This is a genomic window from Pelagimonas sp., from assembly GCF_050633425.1.
Taxonomy (GTDB): domain Bacteria; phylum Pseudomonadota; class Alphaproteobacteria; order Rhodobacterales; family Rhodobacteraceae; genus Pelagimonas.
On the sequence record NZ_JBOEGM010000013.1, the window covers coordinates 316,552 to 326,767 of the forward strand.

Consider the following 10,216-nt stretch of genomic DNA (forward strand, 5'->3'; position numbering starts at 1 on the left):
GGTCATTCTGGCAAACCTGATTACGGTTGGGGAAACCCTTCGGCGATCTCGGCCAATTCGCTGGGGTCGTCAATGCGAAAGCGCTCAACAAAGCGGGTCTTAAACCCAACCCGACCGCGCCGCGCGCCAAAATTCTCACCATGATTGAGCACATAAAGCACCGCCGGGCGTGATAGGGGCGCAAGCCCATGGCCAGCCAATTCTGCGAGATAGGGAAACATCCGGTGTTCATGCGCCGTCATCGCACGCAAAAACGCAGTGCTTTGGGGCATCTCAGGGTCATAGGCAATCGCTGCGCATGACCCACACAGTTTCCAAAACGGTTTGCGCAGTGGCTCTTTGAAGGTTGGCGCATCTGCCAGTGCGATCACACCGGTTCCCGCATCCATCACATAACCCGCTTCAACCAAATACCCACCCGGCGCTTGCCGTGTCAGCATTTCGCCGACGACACCCTGGCGCAACAGATCATCGGCGTCAAAGCTCATGACATAACCGGGAGCGAGGTTCATTTCAGGCAGGTGATCGCACAGCGCCGCCAGTTTGCGCCATTTGTCATTGCCAGGTTCGGGATCATCAAACGGCAGATAGGTGATGCGTGGATCATCTGGCAGGGCGGGGCTTTCCTGACAGCAAACCACAACATTCCAATGCGGATTGTCCTGCGCCAGAAAACATCGCAGCGTTGCGTCGAGACGTTCAACCACCGCAGGCCAATCTCCGACGTGATGCGGTCCAACCAGCGGCACAAGAAACGTCACCTGTTTGCGCTGTTTCGGCACGTGATGCGCATCCTCTGCCCGCAATTCAAGCGCGGCGATTTCGCTTTCGACCGGGTTCATCCTTATCACCAATGGGGTCAATCCAAGCGATGCCGCCAGTTTCAACCCAAAACGATGGGCCTTTGATGTCGCCGGGGCCTGAGCCATTCTTCACCCTTCTGATCGGGACTGCGCCATCAGGCGAATCCGCTCGCTAAGTTCAGCGTATAGTGCTGTCCTCTCGTCTTCGCTCAGAAACGCGCCAAGCTCAACCTCTCGGCCGCCACCTTTTAGGGTTACATAGTTTGGGACCGGGCCGCCGGTCGGATGCAGGGACAGTTTGACCCAATAGGTCTGGGCTTCCCAGCTTTGAACCGCCCCTTTTGTCGGGTTATGTGTGAGGCGCGTGAGATCGGGTGTCAGGGTCAACACCTCGATAACCTGGCGATCCAAGCGGTTCTTGCGCAGCGCATAATAAAGCGCTCCCGTCGCCGCCACCATAAACGGCAACAGCCCCCAAAACAGTCGCGTCCCCAAGACTGCAAAAAGCGGCATCATCGCAAAGGTGAAAAAGCCAAGAACCATGGCGGCAAAACCTTCTGGTTTTAGCGCGTTATAGGGCCACAGATGCAGCTCGGCAGTGTCAGTGTCAGCAGGGGAGGTGGTCCAGCGATAAGGCATGGACCCGAAATTAGTACATCCACCCTAGATGTTAAGGGACAAGGTGCCGCGCCTTGTCCCTTTGTTCGTCTCAAAAACCGCATATTATCCGCCGCAGGCCGCACCAAACTGTTCAACAAACAGCAAATCCCAGCTGCTGCCATAGCCCTGATACATCATTTCGGCCATATCTGCGTATCCTTCCCAATTGTGGTGTTTCAGCTCAACTTTGGTGCTTGTCGCATCCACCGGGGTAAAGGTGACGTCCACATGCCCGGTTTTGTCTTCGGGCAGACCCATGTGAAAGGTCATTTGCAAGAAGGCATGCGGCTCGAATTTGATAAAGGTGCCCCAATGCCATTCCTCATCGTCTAGTGCGGTTTCAACAATCCGGCCACCTTCGCGCGCGTCTACCTCTAGCTTTTTGGCCGGTCCACCCGCGCGCATCAACGACATTGATCGCTTGTCGAGCGGCCACCAACTGGCCATATCCACAAAGATTTCAAAGGCTTTGTCCTGTGGGCAGGGGACAGTGATGGTTTTGATAATGGGCTCTAGCATGGTTGGTCCTTTCAAGTGGGGATGGGTCAATTGGGCTGTGTGCGGCGGCGAACTTCTGCACCATAAGCCCCCAAAGCATCACCCCAGAATTGATCGAGATAGCTGCGCAAGGCCTCAAGCCCGGCGGTGTTGAGACGGTAAATCCGCCGTGTTCCTTGTGGTTCTGCGCTCACCAATTGGGCATCGCTAAGCACCTTGAGATGCTGGCTTACGGCGGGGCGGCTGATCGGTTGGGTTTTGGCGAGGTCAGCAACGCTGCGCGGCTGGGCGGCCACGGCCTCAAACAAGGCGCGCCGTGTAGGATCCCCCAGTGCCGTGAGTGCTTTGTGGGAAGGTGATATTACGTAAGTCATAACTTACCGTAAGTCGTAACTAACGGATGAGTCAAGGCAAAAGAAAACCCCGGTTGCTGGCTCCGAGGTTTTGAAGATCATCGCAACCGCCACAAATGCGACAGGCCTTATTTAGGGGGCTGGCTCCAGGTGTTTCCGGCGGCAATCCACGCTTTGTAGGCTTCTCTGTAGTCTTCAAGTTCAGGTCGGGGCAGGGGCTGGCGCGGATCCCCGGCGAGCGTATAGGCCATGCCTTCGATATACCATTTCGGCAAAGTATAACTGGTTGCGCGGATACCAAAGCGTTCGGCTTGCAGGTGATGGATCATCTCATGACGCAGCGTGTACCCATGCCAACCATCTTCGCGGATCAGAATGCCATAGGTGCCCAAGGTCAAAGCCTGACTGTGATCCTCGCCAAATTGGGCGGAACAGGCTTTGGTCGAACAAAACAACATCCTTGGGGGGGCTTTGAAAGGTACCAGCTGGGCTTGAACGGTGCGCGCTGCTTGCGCATACAACGCTTCGGCCTGTGCTTTGCGACCCGTATCCTCAAGGCAAATCGTGGCGCTGACACAGGTCATGCCATATTGTTCAGGCGCAAGGATGCGCCCGGCTTTGTCGGGGCTGCAAGCGGACAGTCCAGCCAAAGCACCGATGCAAGAGGCAAGAATGATCGGAACAACGCGCATGGCGACAAACCTTTGTTTTGGATTCGTATCATCACCTTCGGGGTCCAAACCTACAAGGTGCGACCTCTGACATGTTGTCGTCAAATGCGCGCAACGGCGCTTGGGGCTCTGTCGAGGGGGACTGAGGTGGGGGCATTGATACGCTGAGCGATACGCTGTGCGCCCCGTCTTTTTGGTATGGGGCCGAAGTCGTTGGCGTTGCGCGGAAATCTTGCAATGCAATTGCAATGCGACTATCGCGACAGAATGCTGACCTTTGCCGCTGCCGTCTTTTTCCTCATCATCACACCGGGTCCCGGTGTCTTGTCGACCGCCGGAGTCGGGGCGGGCTTTGGTTTTCGCGCCGGTACGCGCTATGTCGGTGGCTTGTTCTTGGGGACAAATCTGGTTGCTCTGGCGGTGGTCAGCGGGTTGGCAACCCTGCTTCTGGCTGACCCTCGTTTGCGGACCGTTTTCTTTGTGGCCTCATTTGGATATCTGGCGTTTCTCGCACTTCGGATTGGGTTTGCGGGCAAACGTCTTGCCTTTATCGAGGCGGCGCGTCCACCGGGCATGCTTGGCGGGATCATGCTGCAGATTATCAACCCCAAAGCCTATGCGGTAAACACAGCCATGCTCACCGGTTTCGCTTTTCTTCCGAGTAATTATGCGTTGGAGGTCGGGTTGAAATTCCTGATCATGAACGCGATTTGGATCCCGATCCACTTCTTGTGGTTATGGGCAGGGGTGTCGCTTCATCGGCTGAACCTGTCCGAGCGCAACCAATCGCGCATCAATATTGCGATGGCTGTGACGATGATGGCCGTTGTTGTGCTGGCCGCGTTTGGGCCACGCTAGGCCCGTCACCCCAAGCAGACCCCAGTCAGTCCTGGCCAAAATCCGGCAATGCGCTACGCCCCCAAGACTGGTCGTTCCAGACGGAGAACTGCATCGGAGGAGGGGGAACCGCCACGGCGGCACTCTGGGTAGGACAGAGACCTTGGACCACGTCTTTTCCTAAGTTGGACTGGAGTAGGGCGGCGCGATGAGCCTGCTGCCCTTAGATCGGTCCATGAAAAAAGGCCCCACCAATTTGGCGGGGCCTTTTCTAAATCATGATCGGTTTACTGCGCCAAATCAGTGAGAGGGAGCTTTGTCCCAATCTTCCTGCTTTGGCAGCTGCTCGAACGTGTGCTCGGGCGGAGGCGATGGCAGGGTCCATTCAAGAGTATCTGCATACTCGTTCCATGGGTTGTTCTCAGTGGCTTTGGCACCGGCACGCAGGGCGTAGATGATGATACCAAAGAACAGCAGGAATGAAGCAAAGGACAAGAACGCACCCAGCGACGACCAGTAGTTCCATGTGGCAAATGCCTCAGGATAGTCGATGTAGCGGCGCGGCATGCCTTGGCGACCCAAGAAGTGCTGCGGGAAGAATGTCAGGTTGGCCCCGATGAAGAACATCCAGAAATGGATGTGACCCAGCTTTTCGGAATACATCTTGCCGGTCATTTTCGGGAAGTAGAAGTAGACCCCCGAGAAGATGGCAAAAACCGCACCCAATGACATCACGTAATGGAAGTGTGCAACCACGTAGTAGGTGTCGTGGTAGCCACGGTCCACACCAGCTTGTGACAGAACAACGCCAGTCACGCCGCCAATGGTGAAGAGCATCAGGAAGCCCAGTGCAAACATCATTGGTGTTTTGAATTCAACCGAACCGCCCCACATGGTGGCAATCCAAGAGAACACTTTCACACCTGTTGGCACCGCGATGACCATGGTCGCCAGCATGAAGTAGGACTGCTGCTGCAGGCTCATCCCGACGGTGTACATGTGGTGCGCCCACACAACAAAGCCCAAGGCACCAATCGCGATGATCGCCCAAACCATTGGCAGGTAGCCAAAGACCGGCTTGCGCGAGAAGGTCGCGATCACGTGGGAGATGATCCCAAAGCCCGGCAGGATCACGATGTAAACTTCGGGGTGACCAAAGAACCACAGGATGTGCTGGTACAGAACTGGATCACCGCCACCGGCAGGATCAAAGAAGGTGGTGTCAAAGTTACGATCGGTCAGCAACATGGTGATCGCGCCCGCCAGAACTGGCAACGACAGCAGGATCAACCAGCTTGTGACAAAGATCGACCATGAGAACAGCGGCACTTTGAACAGCGTCATGCCAGGGGCCCGCATGTTCAGGAAAGTGGTGATCATGTTGATCGCGCCAAGGATGGACGAGGCCCCCGAAACGTGAACCGCAAAGATCGCCAGATCCATCGAGTAGCCGCCTTCGTTGGTCGACAGAGGTGGATAGAGAACCCAACCCACGCCGGATCCAAGCTGACCGTTGCCACCGGGCGAAAAGACCGAGCAAACCGCGAGGGTTGTGCCAGCAACATAGAGCCAGAAGGACAAGTTGTTCATCCGCGGGAAGGCCATGTCCGGCGCACCAATCTGCAGCGGCATGAAGTAGTTGCCAAAGCCGCCAAACAGCGCTGGAATAACCACAAAGAACATCATCAAGATGCCGTGGCCAGTGATCAACACGTTCCAGAGGTGACCGTTCGGGGTACACTCCTCAACCGCACGGGCGATCAGGAACCAACCTTCTTGGCACATGTATTGCACGCCGGGCTCCATGAGCTCCATGCGCATGTAAACGGTGAATATAACTGAAACCAGACCCACAAGGGCCGATACGATCAGGTATAGTATCCCGATGTCTTTGTGGTTTGTGGACATGAACCAGCGGGTGAAAAACCCTCGGTTGTCCTCATGCTCGTGGCCGTGAATGGCGGCGTCTGCCATATCGTGCCTCCCTTTTGTCCCTACTAGCGCGGGCGCGACGGAGAATCCGATCACGCCCGTAAAATCTATTCATGTTTTAGAAGGTGATCTTTGGGGGAGCAACGGTGGTATTTGACGCAGATCAAACTAAAATGTCGCAGGGGCGCGCAAATGGTGCGCTTCGACGTCAAATTCGGTGAACTGTGTCGCGATACATCGCGTGTAGTTGACTTGGACCAGCCCAAATCCGCCCCCAACCGGTGCCAATGTCCACCCCAAGATTCGTCTCGCTGGCCAGTCGGTGATGCCCATCTGTGTCGGGGGTTTCAGCAGCTGTGTTGCGTGTGATCGCCACTGAAGCGCCGCTCTCTCCCGCGACCACGGCGTCGGAAAATTTCCCTAGGCCGCCTTTGCAGCCAGATTATGCAAGCGCATTTGGCGCGCGCGATTGGTTGTTGGGGGCCAATTAACGCACGCCTATCGGTTATTTGCCGGTTGCCCGGACAACCGCGCCGTTACGCCGCCAGCGCCACTTTCGCGTCAACCAGCTGTTCGGCCACCTCATGTGGTGGCACATCTGTGTCCAAAGCTTGCGTCAGGATCGCATCAAGATTGCTGGCCAGCGCCTGCAGTTTGTCCTCCAACCAATCCGGCCCATGCGTCTCCCCAAGGATTTCTGGCGCAGCGTTGATTATGCCACCGCCATTGGCAACGAAATCAGGCGCATATAAAATGTCCCGCGCCGCCAACCTTGCCCCATCTTCCGGCGTCGCCAGAAGATTGTTGGCTGCGCCGCACACCATTTTGCAGGTCAGGACCGGAATGGTTTTCTCATTCAAAACCGCCCCAAGGGCGCAAGGGGCGAAGATATCCACGTCCTGAGTGTAAATCTCCTCGAGGCCGACAACCTTGGCGTTGAACGACACCACCGCCTCATCCAGTGCCTCTTCGTTCACATCGGTGACAATCAGCTTAGCCCCGGCTTCGTGCAACATGTCCGCAAGATGCATGCCCACATGTCCCAGCCCCTGAAGCGCGATCCGTTTTCCGGTCAAATCTTCGCTGCCGAAACGGTGCTTGGCGGCAACTTTCATCGACAAAAATACCCCGCGCGCCGTGATCGGAGACGGATCCCCCGAGGCACCGGGCAATCCCGCGACATAGTCGGTCTTGCGCGCAATCACTGCCATATCGTCTGGCGTCATGCCCATATCTTCGGCGGTGCGATAGGCTCCGCCCAAGGTCTCAACCGCCGCACCAAAAGCTTCAAGCAGCTCTGGCGTTTTTTGCGTCGCAGGATTTCCAATGATCACAGCCTTGCCGCCGCCCAAGGCCAAATCCGCCGCAGCGTTTTTCAATGTCATGCCATGGGACAGGCGCAACACATCCGTCAACGCATCGTCAAAGTCAGCGTAATCACGCATCCGAAGCCCGCCAGCACCCGGTCCGCGCGCGGTGGAGTGAATGGCGATCAGGGCGCTCAATCCGCCGGGAAGGTCTTCGATGAAGACAACGCGTTCATGGGTCGAGATGGGCAGGTCGGTGATATGCATGGGTGTTCCTCCTTAGCTGCAAGAAGGATAGTCGCGGACAGGGACGTTTTTTCACTGTTTTCACGCAACTTTTGCGGCAATATTAGAGGTAATCTCTAATTTTTCTGGGAAAACGATAGAAAATGGATGACCTTGATCGCAAGATACTCAAAATCCTGCAACAAGATGGGCGAATTCGCATGGGCGATCTGGCCGAACAGGTCGGTCTGTCGCCAACGCCCTGCGCACGCCGGGTGGCGCGGCTCGAAGAAGATAGGATCATCACCGGCTACGGTGCGCGCGTGGATCAACGCAAGATCGGGCAGGCGGTCACGGTTTTTGTGACGCTCGAACTTGATCGCCAAAGCGTCGAAGTTGTATCGGAATTTACCAAGCGCATTGCCCGGTTCGAAGAGGTGGTGGAATGCCAATTGATGACCGGCAGCCCCGACATTCTGATGCGCGTGGTCGTTGCCGATCTCGAAGCCTTTGATCGATTTCTCCAAACCCGCCTGATGACGGTGCCAAATGTGCGCAACATGCGCTCAAGCTTCACGCTGCGCACCCTAAGCCGACGCGCTGCTTTGCCCATGCGCCGGGTGGTTTGAAACTGGGCCTGCTTGCTCAATGATGAGGGCAGGGCGAGAAGGCGGCCACCGCATGCGCTTATGTCGCCGGACTGTGTCAATGCGCAAGAAACGGTTTACGGGGGAAACGCGCTATTAAGTCCAGGGCAAGAGACCAGGGCAACAGACCAGGGCAACAGACCTGGGCAACAGTAAGGAATTCCAGACGGAGGTTTTCCAGACTGACGCCCCGGCCCGTCATCGCGTAGTTTGATCCCAGTTACCAAACAGCGCCCACCTGTCTGCACACACCTCGGGGGGCACAACACAGACCAGGTAGGAGAAAGAAAATGGCTTATTTTGATCCAAGTTTTGAGCGCCAGTCCGGCCTGCGTCACTCTCTTCGCGCCGCGTTCAAAGGTTTCTTTGAGACACCATTTGACGCCCGCCAACGCCGCTTGGCCGCCCGCGTTGCGGAACTGCGCGCCTTGTCGGATGCAGACCTTGCCGCACAGGGCATGGCGCGTCAGGACATTCTGTTTCATGTATTCGGAAATGGCCGCTAGGGGCAGACTGCACTGATCCACAGGGGGCTATGTCTGCCCTGTTTGGGTTGTCGGTTTCTGCTGCGGTCCAGTCGGGGCATTTTTACTTGCTGCAAAAGACCCGTGGTTCTCTTTCACGGGCAGGTATCGCTGGAAGGTCTCTAGGCTGGGGGGCACTCATCAATCGTCGACATCACGCAATGTTCAATCCGAGGGGGCAAAAGACGCGCAGGCCTTACCGGCAGCCGCCCTGAATTCCGCCAACCGAATGTGTCACCGCGCCTCGCAGGTGGCGCGCGCCGTCTTCGCGCCAAAAACTGCCTCAAAGCTGGTTCGTAATGCCACATCCAGATCGTCCATCCCCACCGGAAGTCCCAAATCCACCAAGGATGTGACCCCGTAGTCAGTGATCCCGCAGGGCACAATCCCGTCGAAATGGCTCAGATCCGGCTCTACATTCACCGAAATGCCGTGAAAACTTACCCATTTGCGCAGCCGAATGCCAATCGCTGCAATTTTATCCTCGGCCATGGCCCCTGTGATGGTCTTTGCCTTGTCAGGCCGCTCAATCCACACGCCAACACGCCCGTCGCGGATGTGCCCAGTGAGCCCGAACTCTGCAAGCGCCTTAATCACCCAAGCCTCAAGATCCCGCACAAAACAGCGCACGTCTTTGCCACGTTTTGACACATCCAGCATCACATAAGCCACCCGCTGACCTGGCCCATGATAGGTGTATTGCCCGCCGCGTTTGCTTGGATAGACCGGAAACCGATCTGGATCTTTGAGATCCTCGATATTGGCGCTGGTCCCGGCGGTATACAGCGGCGGATGCTCTAACAACCAGATGCATTCCTCGGCCTCGCCCGTGGCGATCTGCGCGGCACGCGTTTCCATAAAGGCAAGGGCCTCTTCGTAGGACGTGAGGCCCTCACTGATTTTCCATTCCACCATTGGGCCCACTCCCTGTTTGATCCAAGCGTCCGATGCGCTCGAAACGTCACCTGCATTACCTGCACCACAAATAGGGCAAGTCACCGGGATAGGCCATATGGTGGGGTGCAGATCAGCCTTGCGCCAAGTTCTTATCCGCCCAAGCTTTGCATTGATCCCAGGTTGCTGGACCAAAAAGGATGTTTGCATAGCCGTTGGTTGCCAGAATCTGCGACCCTGATCCGTAGGTTTGTGAGCAGGCAATGTTCCACTGGGAATGATCCGTGTATTTTGCCCCGACCCAGCACTCTTGTTCGGCCGCAGCGGCCCCGGCCAATCCAATAAACCCAAGCGCCAACGCCGCTATCATCAATTTCTTCATAACGTTCTCCTTCCTCTCTCAAACAAGGTAATATTATCAAAAATGCGATAAATAGAATATGATGTGGCGCAAATTGCTAATCCCACTCGGTGAGTTTCAGGGCTGAGGAACGTCCAAAAACAGGGAATCTTAAAACCGGTGATTTTTCCTCTTCACATCCTGCGCATGCTTCGTTAGAGAGCGCTCTACCAAGCCTAGACAGTGCGGTCGTGGCGGAATTGGTAGACGCGCAGCGTTGAGGTCGCTGTGGGGTAACACCCGTGGAGGTTCGAGTCCTCTCGACCGCACCATAAAGGACACTCTGTCCTGAATTCCCCCTTAAGGCCTTGAATGGAAAGGCTAAAGATGGGGTTCTAGGTCCTGTATTTCGGCAGTGTTCCAGACGGTCCGCGAGGGCCAGTTTAAGCACCACACGACGTAGTGCGATGTGGCCCGATTCCCATAGTTTGTAGGGGTTCGAAAGGAATTGCAGGGCTGGTACTA

At 56.2% G+C, this 10,216-nt stretch carries 12 protein-coding genes and 1 tRNA gene; 4 read left to right on the forward strand and 9 right to left on the reverse strand.

Annotated elements, in window-relative coordinates:
- Positions 1–20: 20 nt before the first annotated feature.
- The 5 genes from ACRBB0_RS12700 to ACRBB0_RS12720 all read right to left on the reverse strand — a co-directional run bounded on the left by ACRBB0_RS12700 (position 21) and on the right by ACRBB0_RS12720 (position 3,006).
- Entirely contained in the window at positions 21–929 is a 909-nt protein-coding gene (locus ACRBB0_RS12700; protein ID WP_431374800.1) for a hypothetical protein, read from the reverse strand.
- A 3-nt stretch (positions 930–932) separates the two neighbouring features.
- Positions 933–1,442: a DUF2244 domain-containing protein gene (locus ACRBB0_RS12705; RefSeq protein ID WP_431374801.1), complete on the reverse strand. Its 510-nt coding sequence runs from the start codon at positions 1,440–1,442 to the stop codon at positions 933–935.
- Positions 1,443–1,526: 84 nt separating this feature from the next.
- On the reverse strand, positions 1,527–1,982 hold the full coding sequence (locus tag ACRBB0_RS12710; protein WP_431374802.1) for an SRPBCC domain-containing protein: 456 nt from the start codon (positions 1,980–1,982) through the stop codon (positions 1,527–1,529).
- A gap of 26 nt (positions 1,983–2,008) precedes the next feature.
- Entirely contained in the window at positions 2,009–2,335 is a 327-nt protein-coding gene (locus ACRBB0_RS12715) for an ArsR/SmtB family transcription factor (protein WP_431374803.1), read from the reverse strand.
- A 107-nt stretch (positions 2,336–2,442) separates the two neighbouring features.
- Positions 2,443–3,006 (reverse strand): hypothetical protein, encoded by a 564-nt coding sequence (locus ACRBB0_RS12720; protein ID WP_431374804.1) that lies wholly within the window; start codon positions 3,004–3,006, stop codon positions 2,443–2,445.
- A 216-nt stretch (positions 3,007–3,222) separates the two neighbouring features.
- Here ACRBB0_RS12720 and ACRBB0_RS12725 point away from each other — a divergent pair, with 216 nt between their 5' ends.
- A complete protein-coding gene (locus tag ACRBB0_RS12725; RefSeq protein ID WP_431374805.1) occupies positions 3,223–3,843 on the forward strand; it encodes a LysE family translocator in 621 nt (206 codons plus the stop codon).
- A 279-nt stretch (positions 3,844–4,122) separates the two neighbouring features.
- On the opposite strand, the gene ctaD is transcribed toward ACRBB0_RS12725, so the two are convergent.
- Both ctaD and ACRBB0_RS12735 read right to left on the reverse strand, forming a co-directional pair.
- On the reverse strand, positions 4,123–5,796 hold the full coding sequence (ctaD, locus tag ACRBB0_RS12730) for a cytochrome c oxidase subunit I (protein ID WP_431374806.1): 1,674 nt from the start codon (positions 5,794–5,796) through the stop codon (positions 4,123–4,125).
- A 494-nt stretch (positions 5,797–6,290) separates the two neighbouring features.
- Positions 6,291–7,328, reverse strand: a complete 1,038-nt coding sequence (locus ACRBB0_RS12735) for a Glu/Leu/Phe/Val family dehydrogenase (protein ID WP_431374807.1) — start codon at positions 7,326–7,328, stop codon at positions 6,291–6,293.
- A gap of 122 nt (positions 7,329–7,450) precedes the next feature.
- On the opposite strand from ACRBB0_RS12735, the gene ACRBB0_RS12740 reads away from it, so the two are divergent.
- Together ACRBB0_RS12740 and ACRBB0_RS12745 are read left to right on the forward strand one after the other, a co-directional pair.
- A complete protein-coding gene (locus ACRBB0_RS12740; RefSeq protein WP_431374808.1) occupies positions 7,451–7,915 on the forward strand; it encodes an Lrp/AsnC family transcriptional regulator in 465 nt (154 codons plus the stop codon).
- 308 nt (positions 7,916–8,223) lie between these two features.
- Positions 8,224–8,439, forward strand: coding sequence for a hypothetical protein (locus ACRBB0_RS12745; RefSeq protein WP_431374809.1), 216 nt, complete (start codon positions 8,224–8,226; stop codon positions 8,437–8,439).
- Between the two features lie 252 nt (positions 8,440–8,691).
- On the opposite strand, the gene lipB is transcribed toward ACRBB0_RS12745, so the two are convergent.
- Complete coding sequence (gene lipB, locus ACRBB0_RS12750; protein ID WP_431374810.1) at positions 8,692–9,372, reverse strand: lipoyl(octanoyl) transferase LipB; 681 nt, start codon at positions 9,370–9,372, stop codon at positions 8,692–8,694.
- Positions 9,373–9,484: 112 nt separating this feature from the next.
- On the reverse strand, positions 9,485–9,733 hold the full coding sequence (locus tag ACRBB0_RS12755) for a hypothetical protein (protein ID WP_431374811.1): 249 nt from the start codon (positions 9,731–9,733) through the stop codon (positions 9,485–9,487).
- A 203-nt stretch (positions 9,734–9,936) separates the two neighbouring features.
- On the opposite strand from ACRBB0_RS12755, the gene ACRBB0_RS12760 reads away from it, so the two are divergent.
- Positions 9,937–10,023, forward strand: a tRNA-Leu gene (locus tag ACRBB0_RS12760).
- Positions 10,024–10,216: the final 193 nt, after the last annotated feature.